The 22328-nt window shown below is 42.8% G+C and carries 23 protein-coding genes; all 23 read left to right on the forward strand.

What is annotated here, in order from left to right; translation table 11 throughout:
* Positions 1-347: 347 nt before the first annotated feature.
* The 23 genes from BANVL01_RS14185 (at position 348) to proB (ending at position 22324) form a co-directional block, all read left to right on the forward strand.
* Positions 348-1700: an NAD(P)-dependent oxidoreductase gene (locus BANVL01_RS14185; protein WP_066096550.1), complete on the forward strand. Its 1353-nt coding sequence runs from the start codon at positions 348-350 to the stop codon at positions 1698-1700.
* A 22-nt stretch (positions 1701-1722) separates the two neighbouring features.
* Positions 1723-3009 carry an NAD-dependent dihydropyrimidine dehydrogenase subunit PreA gene (preA, locus tag BANVL01_RS14190; RefSeq protein ID WP_066087459.1) on the forward strand — a complete coding sequence of 429 codons (1287 nt, stop codon included), beginning with the start codon at positions 1723-1725 and terminating at the stop codon, positions 3007-3009.
* A 21-nt stretch (positions 3010-3030) separates the two neighbouring features.
* Positions 3031-4449 carry a dihydropyrimidinase gene (gene hydA, locus BANVL01_RS14195; RefSeq protein ID WP_066087455.1) on the forward strand — a complete coding sequence of 473 codons (1419 nt, stop codon included), beginning with the start codon at positions 3031-3033 and terminating at the stop codon, positions 4447-4449.
* Positions 4450-4499: 50 nt separating this feature from the next.
* The gene (locus BANVL01_RS14200) at positions 4500-4718 is read left to right on the forward strand and encodes a hypothetical protein (protein ID WP_066087452.1); all 219 of its coding nucleotides are present in this window, start codon (positions 4500-4502) and stop codon (positions 4716-4718) included.
* A 78-nt stretch (positions 4719-4796) separates the two neighbouring features.
* A complete protein-coding gene (locus BANVL01_RS14205; protein ID WP_066087447.1) occupies positions 4797-6413 on the forward strand; it encodes a PucR family transcriptional regulator in 1617 nt (538 codons plus the stop codon).
* Between the two features lie 174 nt (positions 6414-6587).
* Positions 6588-8054 carry a CoA-acylating methylmalonate-semialdehyde dehydrogenase gene (locus tag BANVL01_RS14210; protein WP_066087444.1) on the forward strand — a complete coding sequence of 489 codons (1467 nt, stop codon included), beginning with the start codon at positions 6588-6590 and terminating at the stop codon, positions 8052-8054.
* A 43-nt stretch (positions 8055-8097) separates the two neighbouring features.
* Complete coding sequence (locus BANVL01_RS14215; protein WP_066087442.1) at positions 8098-9453, forward strand: aspartate aminotransferase family protein; 1356 nt, start codon at positions 8098-8100, stop codon at positions 9451-9453.
* Positions 9454-9785: 332 nt separating this feature from the next.
* Positions 9786-10748 (forward strand): DNA-binding transcriptional repressor DeoR, encoded by a 963-nt coding sequence (deoR, locus tag BANVL01_RS14220; protein WP_066087438.1) that lies wholly within the window; start codon positions 9786-9788, stop codon positions 10746-10748.
* A complete protein-coding gene (gene pduL / locus BANVL01_RS14225; protein ID WP_066087435.1) occupies positions 10741-11400 on the forward strand; it encodes a phosphate propanoyltransferase in 660 nt (219 codons plus the stop codon). Before deoR ends, pduL begins: the two co-directional genes overlap by 8 nt.
* A gap of 5 nt (positions 11401-11405) precedes the next feature.
* Complete coding sequence (locus BANVL01_RS14230) at positions 11406-12152, forward strand: hypothetical protein (RefSeq protein ID WP_156482297.1); 747 nt, start codon at positions 11406-11408, stop codon at positions 12150-12152.
* Positions 12149-12448, forward strand: a complete 300-nt coding sequence (locus BANVL01_RS14235; RefSeq protein ID WP_066087429.1) for a EutN/CcmL family microcompartment protein — start codon at positions 12149-12151, stop codon at positions 12446-12448. Before BANVL01_RS14230 ends, BANVL01_RS14235 begins: the two co-directional genes overlap by 4 nt.
* A gap of 2 nt (positions 12449-12450) precedes the next feature.
* Positions 12451-13878: an aldehyde dehydrogenase family protein gene (locus tag BANVL01_RS14240; RefSeq protein ID WP_066087428.1), complete on the forward strand. Its 1428-nt coding sequence runs from the start codon at positions 12451-12453 to the stop codon at positions 13876-13878.
* A 103-nt stretch (positions 13879-13981) separates the two neighbouring features.
* Positions 13982-14260 carry a BMC domain-containing protein gene (locus tag BANVL01_RS14245; RefSeq protein ID WP_066096547.1) on the forward strand — a complete coding sequence of 93 codons (279 nt, stop codon included), beginning with the start codon at positions 13982-13984 and terminating at the stop codon, positions 14258-14260.
* Positions 14261-14271: 11 nt separating this feature from the next.
* Positions 14272-15108: a triose-phosphate isomerase gene (tpiA, locus tag BANVL01_RS14250; protein WP_082804986.1), complete on the forward strand. Its 837-nt coding sequence runs from the start codon at positions 14272-14274 to the stop codon at positions 15106-15108.
* The gene (locus BANVL01_RS14255) at positions 15108-15563 is read left to right on the forward strand and encodes an RpiB/LacA/LacB family sugar-phosphate isomerase (RefSeq protein WP_066087425.1); all 456 of its coding nucleotides are present in this window, start codon (positions 15108-15110) and stop codon (positions 15561-15563) included. The genes tpiA and BANVL01_RS14255 overlap by 1 nt, the downstream gene beginning before the upstream one ends.
* A gap of 15 nt (positions 15564-15578) precedes the next feature.
* Positions 15579-15863 (forward strand): EutN/CcmL family microcompartment protein, encoded by a 285-nt coding sequence (locus tag BANVL01_RS14260; protein WP_066087424.1) that lies wholly within the window; start codon positions 15579-15581, stop codon positions 15861-15863.
* A 3-nt stretch (positions 15864-15866) separates the two neighbouring features.
* Positions 15867-16142 carry a BMC domain-containing protein gene (locus tag BANVL01_RS14265; protein WP_066087421.1) on the forward strand — a complete coding sequence of 92 codons (276 nt, stop codon included), beginning with the start codon at positions 15867-15869 and terminating at the stop codon, positions 16140-16142.
* Positions 16142-16405 carry a EutN/CcmL family microcompartment protein gene (locus BANVL01_RS14270; RefSeq protein WP_066087417.1) on the forward strand — a complete coding sequence of 88 codons (264 nt, stop codon included), beginning with the start codon at positions 16142-16144 and terminating at the stop codon, positions 16403-16405. Before BANVL01_RS14265 ends, BANVL01_RS14270 begins: the two co-directional genes overlap by 1 nt.
* Before the next feature lie 175 nt (positions 16406-16580).
* Entirely contained in the window at positions 16581-17228 is a 648-nt protein-coding gene (gene deoC, locus BANVL01_RS14275) for a deoxyribose-phosphate aldolase (RefSeq protein WP_066096542.1), read from the forward strand.
* A gap of 248 nt (positions 17229-17476) precedes the next feature.
* Positions 17477-17677 (forward strand): helix-turn-helix domain-containing protein, encoded by a 201-nt coding sequence (locus BANVL01_RS14280; RefSeq protein WP_066087415.1) that lies wholly within the window; start codon positions 17477-17479, stop codon positions 17675-17677.
* Positions 17678-17805: 128 nt separating this feature from the next.
* The gene (locus BANVL01_RS14285; RefSeq protein ID WP_066087412.1) at positions 17806-20052 is read left to right on the forward strand and encodes an AAA domain-containing protein; all 2247 of its coding nucleotides are present in this window, start codon (positions 17806-17808) and stop codon (positions 20050-20052) included.
* Between the two features lie 165 nt (positions 20053-20217).
* Positions 20218-20829, forward strand: a complete 612-nt coding sequence (gene wrbA / locus BANVL01_RS14290; RefSeq protein WP_066087409.1) for an NAD(P)H:quinone oxidoreductase — start codon at positions 20218-20220, stop codon at positions 20827-20829.
* Positions 20830-21211: 382 nt separating this feature from the next.
* The gene (proB, locus tag BANVL01_RS14295; protein WP_066087406.1) at positions 21212-22324 is read left to right on the forward strand and encodes a glutamate 5-kinase; all 1113 of its coding nucleotides are present in this window, start codon (positions 21212-21214) and stop codon (positions 22322-22324) included.
* Positions 22325-22328: the final 4 nt, after the last annotated feature.

Raw genomic sequence — 22328 nt, forward strand, 5'->3', positions numbered from 1 at the left:
GTTTTCGAGTTTTTTTTACAATATCCTTACTTTTTATATGGTAAATTTGTAGAGAATTCAGAATAATGGACTAGAAGGCTATTTTTTAAGAAAGCAAATCATTTTACATAGTGGATAATGAAACAGCTGCATGATTTAACAAGTTGTCAGGTGTATTGCCAACAGTGGGTCTGTAAAATGAAGATAAGCTGCAGAATATTCTGCAAACTATATAAATGAACATGAAGGGAGTGGAGTTATTTCCGAAACCAGAGGTGGGCAATTATTTAAGCGCTTTCATTTTTAAGGAACTATTTGGTTAATAAACCATTGATTAAAAGGAGGGTTTCGCATTGGCGATTGAAAAAATGCAACGAATTTCCCTTTCAAATCTTGAAAGAAACTTTCAAGAGGTGGAACCGGGACTGACAAACCAAGAAGCGGTGGAAGAATCCAATCGCTGCCTCTATTGTTATGATGCCCCATGTATTAAAGCCTGTCCAACAGGTATCGATATTCCAACCTTTATTAAGAAAATTGCCTCCGGGAACTTTCTTGGATCCGCAAAAACGATTATGTCTTCGAACCCGGTGGGAGCAAGCTGTGCTAGGGTTTGTCCAACAGAAGAACTCTGTGAAGGAGCCTGTGTCCTAAACGCTTCTACAAAACCAATTATGATTGGCAATCTGCAAAGATATGCGACGGACTGGGCCATTCAAAATGAACAGACCCTATTTAAACCTGGTGAATCAAATGGACAAACCGTTGCCGTTATTGGCGGCGGTCCTGCCGGATTATCTGCGGCCCGTGAACTTGCAAGATTTGGCTATGATGTAACGATATTTGAAGGAGCCGAGAAAGCTGGAGGTTTAAATACGTACGGCATTGTTTCCTTCCGATTGCCGCAGAAGATTTCCTACTGGGAAGTTGAGCAGGTTGAAAAAATGAATGTCAAAATCAGAACGAACACAATGGTCGGCCGGGATATTTCAGCGGAAGAAATAACTAATAATTTCGATAGGGTTGTATTAGCAGTTGGAATGGCCCATGTGCCAAACCTTGGCATTGAAGGTGAAAATCTAGATGGAGTCTTTGATGCGATTGAATTTGTCAAAGCAACCAAGGACGGAGAGTTGTCTTATGACTACCAAGGCAAGCGTGTTGTCGTCATCGGCGCCGGAAATACTGCGATTGACGGAGCCACTTGTTCGGTCCGCTTAGGTGCTGAAAACGTCAAAATCCTCTACCGAAGAACAGAAGAGGAAATGACGGCATATGACTTTGAATACGAATTCGCTAAACAAGATGGCGTCGAGTTCCGTTGGTTAACCGCACCAAAAAGGATTATCGGTGACGAAAATGGTAAGGTTACCGGCATTGAGTGTATCAAGATGGAACTAGGTGAGCCGGAAAAGGATGGACGCCCGAGACCTGTAGCAATTGAAGGGTCGGAGCATGTCCTAGCGGTAGATGCTGTTATCAAAGCAATCGGACAAACAAGATACGTGAATTTGATTGAGCAGTTTGGTCTAACACATGAAGGCGGGGTCGTAAAGGTCGATAAAGATACATTAAAAACCTCGAATCCCAAAATATTTGCCTGCGGGGACGTGATTTTTGGCAAAGGAAAAGGCGATGCCATGGTGGTAACGGCAGCACAGCAGGGCAAGGATGTTGCCTATGCGATTCACCAGCAATTTACCGTTGTGGGAACAGCATAATTGATCATAAGGAGGAAAAGTAATGGCTGATTTACGTATAAACCTTGCAGGAATAAAATCACCTAATCCATTTTGGCTGGCATCAGCACCTCCAACCAACTCGGGCTATCAGGTTCAAAGAGCATTTGAGGCCGGCTGGGGGGGAGCAGTTTGGAAAACACTTGGCGACCCAATCCTAAATGTTACTTCCAGATTTGCCGCGATAGGTTTTAACGGGCAAAGAGTCGCAGGCTTTAATAATATTGAGCTGATTACAGATCGTCCATTAGATGTCAATTTAAAGGAAATCTATGAAACGAAAAAGAAATTCCCGAACCATGCGATTATTGCTTCGTTAATGGTCGAACCGAAGCAGGAAAAATGGCATGAAATCGTAAAGCGCGTTGAAGATGTCGGGGTTGATGGGCTCGAGTTAAACTTCGGCTGTCCGCACGGTATGGCCGAGCGCGGAATGGGTTCAGCCTCCGGCCAGGTTCCAGCCCTCGTTGAACGTCAGACCTATTGGGCGAAAGAAGTAGCGAAAACTCCTGTCATTGTTAAATTAACGCCTAATATTACCGATATAACCGCAACTGCGGAAGCAGCCTGCAATGGCGGTGCCGATGCTATAAGTATGATCAATACCATTAATAGCCTAATGGGAGTGGATCTTGATTCATGGAATACCATCCCACATGTGGCCGGAAAAGGGGCACACGGTGGATATTGCGGCCCCGCGGTTAAGCCGATTGCCTTAAATATGGTTGCCGAATGTGCAAGGCACCCGCATATCAATGTACCTATTTCCGGAATTGGCGGGATTTCCAATTGGCGGGACGCGGTTGAATTTATGCTGATGGGGGCAACTGGTGTTCAAGTCTGTACGGCTGCGATGCACCATGGCTTCCGGATTGTTGAAGATATGATTGATGGCCTTAATAACTACCTAGACAGTAAAGGGATTGCGGCCGTATCCGATATTATTGGAAAATCCGTTCCAAAATACTCCGATTGGGGTAACTTGGACTTGAACCACAACATTGTCGCAAAAATCAATCCGGATGTATGTATCAATTGTAATAAATGCCATATTGCCTGTGAGGATACCTCCCATCAATGCATTGATATGCTTACAGATGTGAATGGAAAAAGCTATCTGAAAGTTAGAGAAGAAGACTGTGTTGGCTGTAATTTATGTTCAATTGTCTGCCCGGTTGATGGAGCAATCGACATGATTGAAGCACCTAGAGAGCTGGCGCCAATGACCTGGAATGATCGCCAAACGGCCTTAAGTGTCGCAGTTGAGTGCAAAGCAGACGTTGCAAAATAAAAGATTAGGAGGATTCATTATATGAAAAAAATCATTAAAAATGGAACGATTGTCACCGCATCTGACACCTTTCAAGCAGAACTATTAATCGAAGATGGAAAAATTACGCAAATTGGCTCAAATCTCTCTGCCATTGGCGCTGAGGTTATCGATGCCAAAGGCTGTCTTGTTTTTCCAGGAGGAATTGACCCGCACACCCATTTAGATATGCCCTTTGGCGGCACGGTCACAAAGGATGATTTCGAAACGGGAACAATGGCTGCTGCCTTCGGCGGCACGACGACAGTCATAGACTTTTGCTTAACGAATAAAGGCGAGCCGCTAAAAAATGCTATTCAAACCTGGCATGATAAATCGAAGGACAAAGCCGTGATTGACTATGGCTTCCACTTAATGATTTCAGAAATCAACGAGAATGTTTTAAAGGAACTGCCACAGGTCATAAATGAAGAAGGAATTTCCTCGTTTAAAGTATTTATGGCTTACAAAAATGTTTTCCAGGCAGACGATGAAACCTTGTTCAAGACGCTTATCACCGCAAAAGACCTTGGCGCCTTGGTTATGGTCCATGCTGAGAATGGCGACGTCATTGATTATCTAACGAAGAAAGCACTCGAAGAAGGGAATACAGAACCGATTTATCATGCGTTAACAAGACCGCCGGAATTAGAGGGCGAAGCAACGGGCCGTGCCGCTAGGTTTACCGGGCTGGCCAATTCGCAGCTATATGTGGTCCATGTTTCCTGTGCTGATGCGGCCGAAAAAATTGCTGAGGCGCGCAGCAAGGGCTTCGATGTTTGGGGCGAAACGTGTCCGCAATATCTCGTTCTTGATCAAAGCTATTTAGAAAAGCCAAATTTTGAAGGAGCCAAATATGTGTGGTCGCCGCCGCTCCGTGAAAAGTGGAACCAGGAAGCCCTCTGGAATGCGTTAAAGAGCGGTCAGCTGCAAACAATCGGCTCCGATCAATGCTCGTTTGATTTTAACGGGCAAAAGGATTTAGGCCGGGATGATTTCACGAAAATCCCGAATGGCGGTCCGATTATTGAAGACCGCTTAGCGATTTTGTTTTCGGAGGGGGTAAAGAAGGGTCGGATCAGTCTGAACCAGTTTGTTGACCTGACTTCGACGAGAGCCGCGAAACTCTTTGGGCTTTACCCGCAAAAAGGAACGATTGCTGTTGGGACTGATGCCGATCTTGTGATTTTTGATCCGAATGTCGAACGGGTTATATCTGCTGAAACTCATCATATGGCGGTAGATTACAATGCATTTGAAGGCATGCAGGTCACTGGCGAACCTATTTCTGTGTTAGTGCGCGGTGAATATGTCGTCCGTGAAAAGCAGTTTGTCGGTAAACCAGGTTCCGGTCAATATTTGAAGCGAGCGAAGTATCGTACAAATACACCTTTAAATCAAAATGAAACCTTATCTATCTAAGAAATATCAACTTTTCTATATATATTAACTCAGAACAGGATGGGGATACGATGTCAGACTATCAACAATTTCTTGATGAACGTGACAAGATTGATTTTCTTATCCAAAAGGGCTGCCAAATTTACGGTGTAAGAGAACATTTAAATGGAGCTTCTGTTGACTTTTTGCACCCAAATGGAAATGTCACTGAAACTTTACTGATCGGAACGGCCAACGGAAGAAAATATTTTTCCAGTCTATTAATTAGTCAGAATCAGCCAAAAAATTGATGAAAATGGGAAAGGGGTTGGTTGAAAAACCAATCTTTTTCCAAATACACGTCTTATTTTTCAAGGAGTGCTAATCAGATGAAAGAACATTTTCAATTAACGACCGCAGATATTTTGAAACGAAAGCACTTTGAAAAATCAATCGTGATTGCAGGGGAGGAGGGCATCCATCGAATCGTTAAATGGGTTCATGTTGTCGAGGTAACAAGTATTCGCAACCTCTTAAATGGGAACGAGCTTATTTTGTCAACCGGGGTGGCCTGGAAGGATAATGTCGACCTATTTGTGTCGATGGTGAAGGAGTTTATTGAAAACAATGCGGCAGGGTTATGCCTTGAGATGGGGACCTACATGTCGGAGGTTCCGGCCGAGGTTATTGATCTTGCTAATGATCATCATTTTCCAATCATTGTTTTTCAAAAAGAAGTGCCGTTTGTTGAAATTACACAGGACATCCATTCCGTCATCATAAACCAGCAATACCAGAAGATTTCTGACTTAGAGAATTATTCTCAGAGCTTAAATAAACGACTTCTTACTATTGAAACATATGAGGATATTCTTCAATTTATTTTCTCTGCATTGGATGTGCAAATCATTTTCCGCTTGAAAAACCAGGAGTATGAATTTGTACCTGAAATCAGCCGTCATGAACAAATTTCCATCATCGCTAAGCTTCAGGAGGCGAAAACGCAGCCCTATGGTCATATTGCCTCGACGCCGATTTTTTTGTTTGGCCAGGAATATGCCGAGTTGGTTGTTTATTCAAAGGATATTCCGATCAGTGAATATGATTCGTTGATTTTAGATCGAACGGCAACCGCATTAGCCCAGCATTTATTAAGAGATTTGTTTGTGGAGGAAAAAAAGCGCGTTGAAGAGTTTGAGTGGCTGCGCGGCTGGCTTGACGGCGAGCATTCACTTGAAGATATTTACGAATACCTGGTTGAGAATGGAATCAAACCAAAAACAAGTGATGTCGCGGTAATAATCACAAAACTGATCCCCGTTAAGGAAAAATTAAGTCAGGATGTTACCTATTTAAAATTATTATTTCGCTCTGTTTTTGAACAAAATGGCTTTGCCGTCTTTTTCGTTGAAAAAAGAAATGAGATTACCTTTATTCTGTTAAATAACAGAACGAAAAAAAATCTAAAGGAACGGATTAAAAAGGCGATTGAATCAATTCAAGACTCAGAGTTTATCCGCCAGCAAACTTCGGCAAAGCTAATCATTGCGGCAGGTAAGTTTATACAATCACTGAGTGAGGTACATAAGAGCTATCAAACAGCTAAAGAAACGCTGCGGATTCAACAAAAAATGACGAACAAACAAATTTATCATTTTTATGAAGATCTGCATTTATATCGGCTGATTTCGCAAATGAGCAGACACACCGATTTACATGAACTGGCTTCTGAATATTTACAGCCCGTCATTCAATATGATCAACAATACAATGGCAAATTGTTAGAAACGTTAAAAGCCTATTTGGAGTGTAATGGGTCGAAGCAGGAAACCTCGAACAAGCTATTTATCGTCAGACAAACTTTGTATCATCGGCTGCATAAACTCGAAAATCTTTTGGGAGAAGACTTTATGGAACATGAAAAACGGGTGGCCATCGAATTTATGCTTTTGGTTCATGATTATCTGTCGGCTTCTCAGTTTAAGAAAGCAAATCAAGCCTTGTAAAACGTCCTGTTATTAGCAACATGTTAAATGAATATTCAATTTGTCGCAGAAATGCTTCCAGTTATTTTACGGATTGTCTAATGAAAGCCGTCTATCGATACGAGATAATGATGGTATCAACGTTTTATTGTTGGAAAATTCAATCGATTTTTTCGAAAACAAGGAGGTTTCAGAATGAGCGTAACAAAAAATGATACGGCGGTATTAAAAAACTTTATTAACGGTGAATGGGTGAGCTCGAACAGCAGCCAAACACTTGATGTACCGAATCCGGCAACAAATGAACTGTTAACACAGGTTCCGGTCTCATCCAAAGAGGATGTCAATCTTGCTGTTGCTGCAGCAAAAGAAGCATTTAAAAAGTGGAAAAACGTCCCGGTTCCGAAGCGTGCCAGGATCCTCTTCAAATATCACTACCTGTTAACTGAAAACCATGAAGCATTGGCAAAATTGATTGTTCAGGAAAATGGAAAGGCTTACAAGGAAGCGTACGGTGAGGTACAGCGCGGGATTGAGTGTGTTGAATTCGCCTCAGGCGCACCGACATTAATGATGGGCGAAACGCTGTCAGGAATTGCCGAGGACATCGATTCGGAAATGTTCCGGTATCCATTGGGGGTTGTCGGCGGAATCACCCCGTTCAACTTTCCGATGATGGTACCGTTATGGATGTTCCCGCTTGCCGTGGCCTGTGGAAATACCTTTGTGTTGAAACCATCTGAGCGGACACCGATTTTAGCTAATCGCTTAGCGGAGTTATTCACAGAGGCTGGAGCACCAAATGGTGTCCTAAATGTCGTTCATGGTGCCCATGATGTGGTCAACGGTTTACTCGAGCATAAGGATATTGCCGCAATTTCCTTTGTCGGCTCCCAGGTGGTGGCAAAGTATGTTTATCAGCGGGCAGCTGCTGAAGGCAAGCGGGTTCAAGCCCTTTCTGGTGCAAAAAACCACCATATTGTCATGCCGGATGCTGATATGGATAAGGCGGTGCAGCATGTGCTAAGTTCCACATTTGGCAGTGCCGGGCAGCGCTGCATGGCCTGCAGTGCCGTTGTCGTTGTCGGTGATAATGAGCCATTTGTTGAAGCGTTGAAGAAAAAGGCGGATGAATTAATTATCGGGAACGGCATGGATGACGAAGTATTATTAACTCCTGTCATCCGCAAGGATCACCGTGAAAAGGCATTAAGCTATATCGATAAAGGAGTAGCGGAAGGGGCAGATTTGATCAGGGATGGACGACGGGAAATGGATGATCTTCCAGAAGGAAATTTCCTCGGGCCAACGATATTTGATCATGTTACTCCGGAGATGACGATTGCTAAGGACGAAATCTTTGCCCCGGTCTTAAGTCTGCTTCGTGCGAATAATCTAGATGAAGGGTTAGAATTTATCCGAAAATCGAGGTATGGAAACGGAGCTACAATTTATACAAATAACGCAAAAGCTGTTCGGCAGTTCCGTGAAGAAGCAGATGCCGGCATGTTAGGGATCAACGTCGGCGTTCCGGCCACAATGGCCTTCTTCCCATTCTCCGGCTGGAAGGATTCCTTCTACGGTGACCTCCATGTGAACGGAAAAGACGGATTAAACTTCTATACACGGAAGAAAATGATTACCTCAAGATTTGATGCATAAATATGGTGTCAGGCACAAAATTCCAAAAAATGGAGGAGAGGTTATGGTTCAAACGAGTGGTCCCCACAAAACATTATTGGAACAGGATGATAAGTATGTCTGGCATTCGATGAAACCTTATAATCCGAATGCCACGATTGTGGTAACAAAGGCGGAGGGTTCCTGGGTAACCGATGCCGACGGAAAACGCTACTTAGATGCGATGGCAGGCCTATGGTGTGTCAATGTCGGCTACGGCCGGACTGAGCTTGCAGAAGCTGCCTATGAACAATTAAAGGAAATGGCCTATTTTCCACTATCGCAAAGCCATGTTCCGGCTATTAAACTAGCGGAAAAATTAAATGAAATGCTTGGCGATGATTATGTCATCTTTTTCTCGAACAGCGGTTCAGAGGCAAACGAAACCGCTTTTAAAATCGTAAGGCAATACCATCAGCAAAAGGGCGAACATAATCGATATAAAATCGTTTCCCGTTACCGTGCCTACCACGGCAACTCGATGGGTGCATTGGCAGCAACTGGGCAGGCACAACGAAAATATAAATATGAGCCATTATCACCAGGGTTTATCCATGTGTCACCTCCGGATTCCTACCGAGATGATATAAACGTTGCTGACCCAAGGGAATTATCTTCCGTCAAAGAAATCGACCGGACGATGACTTGGGAGCTCAGTGAAACGGTTGCCGCGATGATTATGGAACCGATTATCACGGGCGGCGGTGTTCTAGTTCCGCCGGACGGCTATATGAAAGCGGCAAAAGAAGTTTGTGAAAAACATGGCGCACTACTTATCGTCGATGAAGTCATTTGCGGTTTTGGCCGTACCGGTAAACCCTTTGGCTTTATGAACTATGGGGTGAAGCCAGACATCATTACCATGGCAAAGGGGATAACCAGCGCATATTTACCGCTTTCAGCGACAGCAGTTCGCAAGGATATATATGAAGCGTTTAAAGGGACAGAGGAGTATGATTACTTCCGTCACGTGAATACATTTGGCGGAAATCCCGCAGCCTGTGCACTTGCGTTAAAGAATCTTGAGATTATGGAAAAGGAAAACTTATTTGACCGCTCCAGAGATTTAGGTGAACAATTACTGAATGATCTAACGAACCTGTTACAGGACCACCCTTATGTAGGAAATGTCCGTGGTAAAGGATTGCTGGTGGGGATTGAATTAGTGAAGGATAAAGGCACAAAGGAACCGTTGGATGCAGCACTTGTAAACCAAATCATTGCCAATTGTAAACAGGAAGGGATTATCATCGGGAAAAACGGAGCAACAGTTGCCGGATACAATAATGTGTTAACATTAGCACCGCCACTAAACATTGAACAGAAAGATATCAATTTTATCATTAAAACACTAACTGAATCGCTTGATAAAATCCGCTAATGTGAGAGGAAGAGAGCGCTTGTAACTTACAAATTGTAAATTACGAGTGTTCTTTTTTTTCATTTTAGGACATAAATTCACAATATCAATAATTTAATAGAATGGGGTTCTTTCCGCGAATCCGTGTGAAAAAATGTCGAAATTCTTCGAAGTAACAATTGACAGAACATTTGAATGAGTTATAATAAACTTAGCAATTGTTCACAAAGAATTTACATAATTTCATTCATTCCAACATCGTGAAAAAATGCAATATTTCTTTTTACAATAGTTTGTAACCGTTTTCTCCAAGTTTTCGATTTTAATAACTTTAAAAATTAGGTGAGGATACAATGGCGGATGAAAAAATTTCGCGCCTTGTTGAAGTGGCGAAATTGTACTATCAATTAGACTACAGTCAACAAGAAATTGCGAAACAGTTAGGTATTTCCCGCCCCACCGTATCCAGACTTCTGGATCAAGCTATCCAAGAGGGTGTTGTCCATATTAAAATAATTAATCCGGCCGAGGATGTTCAGGAATTGGCAATGCAAGTGAAAGAGAAATTCCAGTTAAAGCATTGTATTGTTGCTTCGATTCCAGAGTATGAGGATGAACTCATCAAAGAGAAACTGGGAGACGTTTCTGCCGATTATTTATATGAAATTGTCCAAAATGGCGACACTATTGGAATTACTTGGGGAACAACCCTTTATCAAGTCGTGAAAAAACTGCAGCCTAAGAATGTAAAGGATATTACGATTGTTCAGCTTAATGGTGGGGTGAGTTACTCTGAGTCAAACACATATGCATCAGAAATCATCAACGGCCTTGCTACTGCCTTTAATACGACACCACATTTCTTACCGGTTCCGGCGGTAGTAGACCATATCGTCGTCAAGCAGGCGATTGTAGCTGACAGGCATGTGAAACGAATATTAGAGTTAGGTAAACAGGCAAATATCGCGATTTTCACGGTAGGGGAGCCTGGTGAACAATCGACCCTCATGCATGCAGGATACTTTTTAGAAAGTGATATCGAGATTTTACGCTCAAATCAAACGGTTGGCGATATCTGCTCTAGGTTTATTGATATAGACGGGAAGATAAGCCACGAAGCTTTAAATGACCGTACGATTGGCATTGAACTCTCGCACTTGACCGGAAAAGATTACGGCATCCTGATTGCAGGCGGTAACACGAAAGTTGATGGTATTTATGGTGCGCTGATTGGCCGGCACGCAAATGTGCTAATTACCGATCAGTATACTGCCAAGGCTTTACTCGAAATGGGGGGTGATAACATTAATGGATAAAGAGAGTATTAGAGAACTAGTCGAAAAGATTGTCAAAAATACACTTCAAACAGCTAAGCAAGTTCCGATTGCAGCTTCAAACCGGCATATTCATTTATCACCTGAACATGTCGAGCGACTGTTCGGAAAGGGTTATCAACTAACTAAGCTTAAAAGTTTATCCCAGCCGAATCAATTTGCCGCAAAGGAAACCGTTAGCTTAATTGGTCCAAAGGGAAAGATTCAAAATGTTCGTGTTCTCGGGCCCGCAAGAGGCAGCACTCAAGTAGAAGTGTCTCTATTCGACGGCTTTACGCTTGGTGTGAAACCGCCGATTCGTAACTCTGGAGATATTAAAGGCTCAGAATCGATCACAATCCAAGGTCCGCGCAGGCAAATCACCATTAAAGAAGGGCTGATATGTGCCGCACGCCACATTCATATGCACACTGTAGACGCCGAAGCCTTTGATGTTTCGGACGGAGACCTTGTTCAAGTGAAAGTTGCTGGAGCACGCGGGGTTATTTTCTCCAATGTATTAATTCGTGTTTCACCAAAATACAAGCTTGAGATGCACATTGACCTTGATGAGGCAAATGCAGCAAATATCAAAAATGGACAACTTGGAGAAATTGTTGCCATTGAAAGTCGAAATAAAGTGAGTGGGGAGTAATGCTGGTGGATGTTAAATCACAGGTTAAAATGCTTGTCCAGCAAGTTGTCGAAGCCTACTTAAACGAAAAGTCGGAAGTGAAAAAAGGACAACCGATTGCTATACTTTTAGGCTATCAATCTCCTAATCCAGCGGAAATTTTGGAAGCGGTTACCCCGTTATTGAATTCTTACGAGGTGACGTTAATTTTATCAAAGGATTGGCTCCAAGCAACTACTAAGTTGAGCAGAAAGTCATATGTTTTATTAGAAGAGACTTCACAGCAAGAATTGATTGCCTTAATGGAAAAATCAGCCGTTCTTGTTGTTCCCTCAGCATCCTATCAATTGGTATCGAAGCTTGCCTTAACAATTGATGATGAATTAGCGGTGTGGTTAGCGATTCAATACCAATTAGTTGGTAAGCCCATTGTCATCGCAAACGATTATGTTGAACCGAATGTGTATCAGCAAATCTATGCGCCGCATACTGTCCAGGAACGACTGCAGTCATACATTAGGCAGATTCAAGCAGATGACGTGAAATGGGTGCCGTTAAGGAAGCTTGCACAAACAGTTGAAGACCAATACACCGCCTTCCAAGAAAAACAAGCTCTCATTCTAGCGAGACATGTAGAAAAAGCGGATCGAGATGGATTAAGAGAAATTGTTGTTCCAGCAAGGAGTAAGGTGACACCTTCGGCAAAGGACTTAGCGAAAGAATTAAAGATTGATATTAAGCAGGTCGATTCCTCGAAAGGAGGGACGCTATGATTATTTGTAAAGTGGTTGGATCGATTGTATCTACCACTAAAGCAGAGAAATTAAAAGGAAAAAAACTTCTGATTGTACAACCACTTGATATGAGGAGTATCGAAGAAGACGGAAAACCACTTGTCGCAATCGATACAGTTGGATCAGGTGTCGGTGAAATCGTTTTACTTGTCAGCGGAAGTTCTGCACGGCAAACAGAAATTACAAATGGTGTCCCTGCTGATGCGGCAATCGTGGGAATTGTCGATCAGATTGAGATACAAGGGTCCTTAACCTTTAATAAAGGGGGTAACTAGCATTGCAAATAAATGAAACCGATATCAAAAAAATGGTTGAACAGGTCCTTATGCAACTAGGTCAGACTGAAGCAGCCGATGCTCCTATTGCACCACAAAATGATGTCAGCTTAGGCGACGGCGTGTTCGCAACTGTCGACGAAGCGGCAGCAGCAGCACGACTTGCTTGGGAAAAGCTACGCAAGCTTCCAATGGCCGCGAGAAGACAAATGATTGACAACATGAGAGAAGTCAGCCGCGCTCAAGCGAATGAGCTGGCACAGCTCGCGGTTGAGGAAACCAGCTTAGGGCGTGTGGAGGACAAGGTTGCTAAAATCCTTTTAGCTGCCAACAAAACCCCAGGAGTCGAAGATTTAGTCAGTACATCCTATTCCGGCGATGATGGATTAACACTTGTAGAATATGCCCCCATCGGTGTATTTGGCTCGATCACACCATCAACAAACCCGGCAGCGACTGTGATCAATAACTCGATTTCACTGATTGCCGCAGGGAATACAGTGGTTTACAACCCGCACCCAAGCGCCAAACGGGTGTCGATTAAAACATTAAAGCTGCTCAATCAAGCGATTGTCGCTGCAGGCGGGCCTGAAAACGCCCTTACCTCTGTAGCTGCACCGAATCTTGAAACATCGGCACAAGTGATGAACCATCCTAAAGTAAATGCCTTGGTTGTCACAGGCGGCGGACCTGTTGTCAAGGCAGCGATGGCTGTTGGTAAAAAAGTAATTGCCGCAGGCCCTGGTAATCCACCAGTAGTCGTGGATGAAACAGCGATTATTTCACAAGCGGCGGCTCACATTGTCCAAGGTGCAAGCTTTGATAACAACGTATTATGTACCGCTGAGAAAGAAGTGTTCGTTGTTGACAAGGCTGCCAACGCTTTAAAGACAGAAATGGTCAAAAACGGAGCAATTGAGCTCAAAGGCTTCCAATTTGAAAAATTATTGGAAAAAGTATTAGTGAAGAAAAACGATAAGTATTATCCAAACAGAGACTTTATTGGCAAGGATGCCGCGGTGATTTTGCAGGCAGCCGGCATTCAAGCAAGTCCGAATGTGAAGTTAATCATCGCTGAAACAACAAAGGATCACCCATTGGTGATGACTGAAATGTTAATGCCTATCTTACCAATTGTCAGAGTTCCTGACGTTGATCAAGCGATTGAATTGGCCGTCATTGCTGAAAAAGGAAATCGTCATACGGCAATCATGCACTCACAAAACATTACCAACCTAACAAAGATGGCACAAGCAATCCAAGCGACTATTTTTGTGAAAAATGGCCCATCTGTAGCTGGTCTTGGCTTTGAAAGTGAAGGCTTCACAACACTTACAATTGCCGGTCCGACTGGTGAAGGCTTAACAAGCGCAAAAACATTTACACGTCAGCGCCGCTGCGTCTTAGTAGATGGATTAAGAATTATTTAGTGGGGTGTATTAATTGGCAAAGTCTAAAGAAGAAAAAACCGTCACTTCACAAGAAGAAAAAGCGACAACACCAAAATTAGAAGTTACTAAAGGAGGAAATAAAATGAGTCAAGAAGCATTAGGAATGATCGAAACAAAAGGATTGGTAGCAGCAATTGAAGCAGCAGATGCTATGGTGAAAGCGGCAAATGTTACGTTAGTAGGCAGGGAATTCGTGGGTGCCGGTCTTGTTACGGTTATGGTCCGTGGTGATGTTGGTGCCGTTAAAGCAGCAACCGAAGCAGGCGCAGAAGCTGCCCAGCGCGTTGGCACACTTCTTTCTGTACACGTGATTCCACGTCCAAACGGCGATGTAGAAGGTATTTTACCGAAAGCAGAATAAGGTGAATTCAAATGGAACAATCCATTGAAAGCTATATCAAAAATCTTGTCAGAGATGTAATTGGTCAAACATTAGGCAGTCTGCAAATCCAGGGTGATCGGCAAACGTATGTGATTGCGAATTGGAAAATGAATAAAACGCTGGCAGAAACAGCTGAATTTTTTCAAGAAATCAACAGCAGCAATGATGTGACTGTGGTCGTTTGCCCGCCGGCACAGCTGCTTTACCCGGCCCACCTTTTTATTAAACAGTCAGGAAAGCCGGTACACTTAGGCGGCCAAAATGTCCATTGGGCAGACAAAGGTGCATACACCGGAGAAACATCCACTGCGATGTTAAAGGATGTCGGCTGTGAATACGTCATTATTGGCCATTCCGAAAGAAGACAATATGCCAGTGAAGATGATTCATTGGTCAATATGAAAGTAAAACAGTCGCTTATGGCTGGTCTTACTCCGATTATTTGCATCGGAGAGACGTTAGAACAAAAAAACTCATTACAGACCGAAGAGGTTTTAGCTAGTCAGCTTTTCGGTGCCTTGAATAAAATTGATTCCAGTCATTTTATCATTGCCTATGAGCCTATTTGGGCGATTGGAACTGGGCAGTCAGCTACTGCTGAATTAGCGCAGCAAACACACGCCTATATCCGTTCTGTTTTGAAACAAATGTTTGGTGAAAAAGCAGAGAGTATCTCTATCCTCTATGGCGGTTCGGCAAATCAAAGTAATGCAGCCGAATATAGCAAAATGCCGGATATCGAAGGAGTGCTCGTTGGCGGCGCCAGCTTGAAGGCTAAGTCTTTTGATGGAATGATCAAGGTATTTGCCAAAGGAGATCAAAATTGATGAAAAAAGTTGCGATAGGTTGCGACCATGGTGGATACGAACTGAAAGAAACCTTAAAAGTCTATTTAACTGAATTAGGCTATGAATATTTAGATTTTGGCTGTAAGGCGGGCGAATCGGTCGACTATCCGGATATTGCCTTCCTTGTTGGTGAAACAGTTGCCACCAATGATGACTATGTTGGCATCATGATTGATGGTGTCGGCATTGGCAGTGGAATGGTCTTGAATAAGATCCCTGGCGTCCGCGGCGCAGTCTGCTGGGATTTATCCTCAGTTATTAACAGTAAAGAGCATAATAACGCCAACGTGTTATCGATCGGCGGGCAATTTATTGGCGAGGGTTTAGCCAAGCAATTAGTGAAGACATGGCTCGAAACAGAATTTGCCGGCGGCCGTCATGATCGCCGTGTGACAAAAATTATGGAAATCGAAAGCCGGTTTTTACACCGATAAAGGCAGGTAATAAAAATGTTCGTAGCCAAAGTGATTGGCAACATGGTCTGTACCCATAAAAATGACAATTTAAAAGGGCTAAAGCTGCTAATTGTCCAACCAGTTGATGACCAGTTGAAGGATAAGGGCAAACCACTTGTGGCTATTGATACGATTGGACAGTCAGGTGAAGGGGATCTCGTTTATCTAGCGAAAAGCAGAGAGTCCTCCTTACCGCTGAACAAAGATTTGGTCCCATCGGATGCGGGAATTTTAGGAATAATCGACTACTATAACGTGACAAAACGAATGGAGGAATAATAAATGAGCAACGCATTAGGAATGATTGAAACAAAAGGTTTAATAGGAGCAATTGAAGCAGCAGATGCAATGACAAAAGCAGCAAACGTGACATTACTCGGAAAAGTGAATGTTGGCGGCGGCTTGGTTACGGTAATGGTACGCGGTGATGTTGGTGCCGTTAAAGCAGCAACGGAGGCAGGTGCTGATGCAGCACAGCGTGTTGGCGAGTTTTTATCCGTTCATGTTATCCCAAGACCACACTCAGATATCGAGAAGATTCTACCTGCAGCAAAATAATGAAACTAGCAAAAGTGGTTGGGAATGTCGTATCAACGATAAAAACACCGAGTCATCAGAATAAAAAGCTGATGGTTGTCATCCCTGTTGATGCCCAAGGCAATGAATGCGGTGAGGCGATGATTGCCTTTGACCGCTTTCAAGCAGGCGTTGGCGACTACGTTCTAATCCTTGAAGAAGGTGGATCGGCACGGGACATCCTAGAAGACCCGAAAGGCTCTTTTGATGCGGTCATTGCCGGAATCGTTGATCGACTACATTAATGTGAGGTGAACAAAGGTGCAAATTGAGGCATTAGTAGAACAAATTACAAATCAAATTATGGAACAATTAACAAATAAACAAGCACTGAAGGAAGCAAAGCCAGCTGTTTCCGGCAACGTGACCTATAAAGAAGGTTCTGCGTCCAATATTATTACTGGACCATCCGTTGCGCGGATGATTGACCATACTTTATTAAAGCCGGAAGCATCGAAAGAGCAAATTGTAAAGCTTTGTGAGGAAGCGAAGGAACATAAATTCGCGACCGTTTGTGTGAATCCATATTGGGTGTCTACAGCTGCGAAGGAACTTAAAGGTTCTGGTGTCGGCGTTACCACGGTTGTCGGCTTCCCATTAGGGGCTACAAGCACGTTTGTAAAAACCGCTGAAACCCGCGATGCGATTGCAAATGGTGCGACGGAAATCGATATGGTCATTAACATCGGTGCGCTTAAATCAGGCGACTTCGAAACCGTGAAAAAGGACATTGAAGGTGTTGTGTTAGCAGCAAAAGGTCATGCACCTGTAAAAGTAATTATTGAAACTGGCCTATTAGAAATTGAAGAAAAGAAAAAAGCTTGTATTCTTGCTAAGATGGCAGGCGCGGATTTTGTGAAAACATCGACTGGCTTTGGTCCAGGCTGTGCAACGGCTGAAGATATCAAACTTATGCGCGAAGCAGTTGGTCCAGATTTAGGCGTGAAGGCTTCTGCCTGTGTCAGAGATTTAGATACAGCTAGGAAGCTGATTCAAGCCGGTGCCACTAGAATTGGTGCAAGCTCCAGTATTGCGATTATTACTGGCGGACAAGGTACAGGCTATTAATTTTTAAGTTGAAATATTCAAGTTGGATTTTGGCCGATAGGAAAGTATAACTTTCCTATCAGGCATAAGTGCAACTACGCCTCTGTCTTCGCCAATCGGCGAGTTTTCTATAGAGTTTTTCATCTCGTTGTAGCTGTCAGATGAAAAACTCCTTCCTCTTAATCTAAAAAGTATTGAAAATTTTTCGATATTTCACTATAATTAAATAGACCAAATGTAATCGCTTACATATATGAGGGGTGTTTCGAATGAACAATATTGGACATCAACTAAAGAAAATTAGATTAAACCGTGAAATGGAAATCGAAAAATTGGCTTCCTTATCAGGGCTGCATACGGACACAATCGCTGCAATTGAGGAAGGCGATCTGGATGTGCAGGTTTCAACATTAGCAAAGATTTCGGAAGCCTTGAACTGCAGCTTCTCAATTGGAGATGTATCTATCTAATTTTAATCAACAATTTACTCAAGGCATTCGTTCTTATTTGGAACGAGTGCTTTTTTATTTTTTTCCTAACATGCTATGATAGGCACAGTAGAAAAATTGGTTGAACCTTTTATAAGAGGAAGAGATGAATGACAAGTACAGTAACATACATAAAAGAATGGCAGCAAGCACTGCAAAATGAAATTATCCATTTAAAAAAATACGGCAGTAATAAATTCGTTGTTTCAAATGGAAGGTTACTATCAAGTGATGGTTCGTTTACTTATTATTTTGATACCGTCTATTCCTTGCGAATTCCCGTTGGATCTTCAATTCGTCTTGAATGGGGCAGCATGAAACAAAGTGGACGAGTGCTTTCTTCAGAAGGAAAAGGCGTGATGCTTGCTCTCGAGAAATCATTCGGAGACTTAATCCCCGAGGCATTTCTATTTCACGACCCATGGGAACTGCTTGAACAACTTATCCAACGGCTAGATGAAATCAAAAAAAATAAACAAAAACGCTTACGGGTAAAAAAATTGATGGATCCTTCGATGCCGGCAAAGCATCCGGTTGAAAAAATAAAAAGCAATGTCCACGAATTAGTTTTACGATCAAAATACAATCCGGTTACCTTTGTTTGGGGGCCGCCCGGAACAGGAAAAACCTACACTTTGGCGCGGGTTGCGGCAAATAAATATTTTCAGGAAAAGCGAGTCCTAATTTTATCGCACAGTAATCAAGCGGTTGATGTCCTAATCGCTGAAATCTCTGCCTTTATTAATAAGAATGACCGCTTCCGTGAAGGGGATGTTCTTCGCTATGGCTCTAATACAGGAGAGCAGCTCGTAAATCATGAAGCGATTACTACTAGTCAGTTACTAGAGAAACAAGATCCTCATCTCGCGCAGGACAAGGAAATTTTACTAGTCGAAAGAAGAAAGCTAAAGCAGGATTTAGCCCGGTCTTTTAGTAAACGAGACACAAATCATTTGCTGGAGCTTGAGACCAAAATTGCCAGAGTCCTCGAAAAAATTCGTCAAAAGGAAATTCAGTTTGTGAAGGATGCGTTTATTGTCGGATCCACACTGGCAAAAGCAGCGAGCGACCCGGCAATCTATGAAAAGGAATTTGATGTTGTGATCCTTGATGAAGCAAGCATGGCTTTTGTGCCTCAGGCTGCTTTCGCCACATCACTTGGGAAACGGGTTATTATTTGCGGTGACTTTAAACAATTACCGCCGATTGCCTCTTCAAGGGATTCTTTGGTCACGATGTGGCTGAAGGAGGATATCTTTCACCGGGCAGGTGTCGTTGATTGGGTAAAAGACGGTAAGCTGCATCCACATTTATTTTTATTAAAAGAACAACGGAGAATGCATCCGGATATCTCTGCCTTCACTAATCAGTACGTCTACAATAAGCTTGTGGGGGATCATAAGAGTGTTCGAAAGAGCAGAAATGAAATTGTTGAAAAAGCACCGTTTTCCGGCCAGGCGTCAATTCTTGTAGATACAAGCAATACTGGGGCCCATTGTATGACTGAACGGACGTCGAAGTCGAGAATGAATCTTTGGCAGGCGTTATTGTCGTTTCAAATCATACATGAATCTTACTTGGCAGGGGTAAGATCGATTGGCTATGTGACACCTTACCGTGCCCAAGCCAATCTAATGGAGCTGTTACTCGATGATTTATTTGAAAAAGAGCGGTTAACAGCCGATATTATTGCAGCAACAGTCCATAGATTTCAAGGCAGTGAGCGCGATGCCATGGTGTTTGATACTGTCGATGGAGAACCGCAAGCCCGTGCCGGTATGCTTTTAACTGGTAAAGATAGCGAACGATTGATAAATGTTGCGATAACGAGGACGAAAGGAAAGTTTATTCATGTCAGCAATCAATCATTTATTCATAAGCATGTTTATCATGGTAAAACACTTAGGCAACTTATAGAGCACCAGGAGAAGCAGCGGCAAACTGTTCGAACGAGAGAAATCGGAACGTGGATTAAGCATCAGCATCCAAGATTGCAATGGATGCATGCGATGAAGCTTGATAAGGTGTTCCAAGATATAGCAGGGGCGAGATCATCTATTATCATCTCTTTACCATCGCAAACAGCACTTTCGCTGCAATGGAAGGAGAAGTTGAACAATCGGGACAAACTCGTAAAATTAACAGTGATTTCTGGTGAAGAATGGCTTGAGCTTCAGCCAGATAATTGGCTGGATGAAAACTTATCGTTTCCATTCATTATCATCGATCGGCGGCTGCTCTGGCTGGGATTGCCAGTGGAAGCAGCAAGAGGAATTCAGCCGCCATTTATTGCAGCAAGACTTGATTCGGAGAAAGTTTCAGAACATTTTTTAGGTCAATTTTTAATGAAAGAGTAGGAATTGCAGGATTTTCACTGCCGTTTCAACTCTTTTGGTGGGTATCCTCTAAGGTTTCCCACCATTTTTATTAGGGAATAAAAACATATGAATAGGGAACGATAAATTTGTTAGTCGTGTAACAAATGGGACATGGCAATTTTCAGTGAAAAGGAGACAAAGATGATGACAAACGTTAAATTAGCCGTCATTTATTACAGTAGTGGCGGAACAAACTATCAGCTATCAAAGTGGGCGGAAGAAGGTGCAAAAGAAGTGGGGGCAGAAGTAAAGGTATTAAAAGTGCCTGAGCTTGCACCACAATCTGTAATTGAAGGAAATCCTGGCTGGAAAGCACATGTTGAAGCCACCGCACATGTGCCTGAGGTTAAATTGGAGGATATAGAGTGGGCGGATGCTATTATATTCAGTGTTCCGACCCGATTTGGGAATATGCCTGCACAAATGAAGCAATTCATCGATACTTGTGGCGGTCTTTGGTTTAATGGTAAGACAGTAAATAAAGTGGTGAGTGCGATGTCCTCAGCGCAAAATCCACATGGCGGCCAAGAGGCAACGATTTTATCACTTTACACCTCCATGTACCATTGGGGAGCGATTGTTGCAGCACCAGGTTATACTGATCCGGTAATTTACGGGTCTGGGGGTAATCCTTACGGTACAAGTGTTACCGTGGGGCAAGATGGAAAAATGATTGAAGATGTGGAAGCAACGGTTAAACACCAAGCAAAACGGACAGTTACAGTTGCTGAATGGGTGAAAAAAGCGAATCAATAAAAGGGAGAAAGCTGACCAGTGAAAAAACCGGTCGGCTTTTTTTATATAAATCAAATTTTCAAAAAATTATATTGACTTTTTATTGTTTTCTATGGATAATCAAATAAATTGAAATAGAAAAATGGTATGGGACTAGTAAACCTTTGGAACGTGATAGAGAGTGAAACCCGCAGGCTGAAAGGTTTCTCACGGAAAAAAGCTTGAACCTGCCCTCACACGCTGCTTATGTAAACATGAGTCGTCTGCCTGCGTTACGGGTTCAAAGTGGGTGAGAGCGCTGTGCTCGTCATCAATTAAGGTGGTACCGCGGAAACGATTATTCCGTCCTTTTTTAAGGACAGAAGAATCGTTTTTTTATTTTTAAAAGAAAGGTCGAACGGTTATGAAAAAACAGCTTGTGGTTGTGAAGATTGGGAGCAGCTCGCTTACAAATACGTCTGGGACAATTTCTGAAGCGAAAATCCGTGATCATGTGGATGCACTCGCTTTTTTAAAATTCCAGGGACATGAGGTTATTTTGATTTCATCCGGAGCTGTTGCGGCAGGGTTTGGTTCTCTTGGTTACCCAACACGTCCAAAAAGTACCGCCGGGAAACAGGCAGCCGCAGCTGTTGGGCAAGGGCTATTAATGCAACATTATATTCAGCTGTTTAAAGAGTACCAAATGATACCAGCGCAAATATTATTAACTCGTGAAGATTTTTACAGCCAGATTCGGTTTCAAAACCTCTTTTCAACGATCCATGAACTGCTTCAAAGAGGCGTCTTGCCGATTATTAATGAAAATGATTCGGTTTCGATTGAGGAATTGACATTCGGGGACAACGATTTGTTATCAGCCCTCGTCAGCGGATTTTTACATGCCAATGCTTTGATTATTTTAACAGATATAAACGGTCTTTATGATGGTAATCCAAAGCTCTCAAAAGAGGCCAAAAAATTTAATTTTATCCCAGAGATTTCTGAAGAACTGCTTGATTTTGCCGGAGATAGTGGTTCTTCCGTTGGCACTGGCGGCATGAAGTCGAAGTTATTGGCAGCAAAAAAGGCATTATCACTTGGTGTCCGTGTCTTTGTCGGCACAGGAGTTGGCAAGGAAAAACTGGTCGATATTTTAGCTAGAAAAGGGGATGGGACGTATATAGGCGGCCCATTCCAAACACAAATGCAGATGAGAAAGCAATGGATTGCCTATCACTCTCAAGTCGGCGGAGTGATTGAAATTGACGATGGGGCAGAAAAAGCCATTCTGCTTCAGGGGAAGAGTTTGCTGCCGGTTGGAGTAACGAAGGTAATGGGTGAGTTTAACGCACTGGATGTCGTAATGGTTCGAAACCAAAAAGGGAAAACCGTCGGAAAAGGGCAGATTTATTATTCTTCTAAGGATTTGTTAATGGTAAAAGGCTTACCAAGTGAACAGTCGAAGGGTTATTCGATTAACAAAAAAGCGGAAGTGATCCATCGTGATAATTGGGTCACGATGCCAAAGGAGTGAAGTT

The organism is Neobacillus novalis NBRC 102450, assembly GCF_001591805.1.
GTDB classification, from domain to species: Bacteria; Bacillota; Bacilli; order Bacillales; family Cytobacillaceae; genus Neobacillus; species Neobacillus novalis.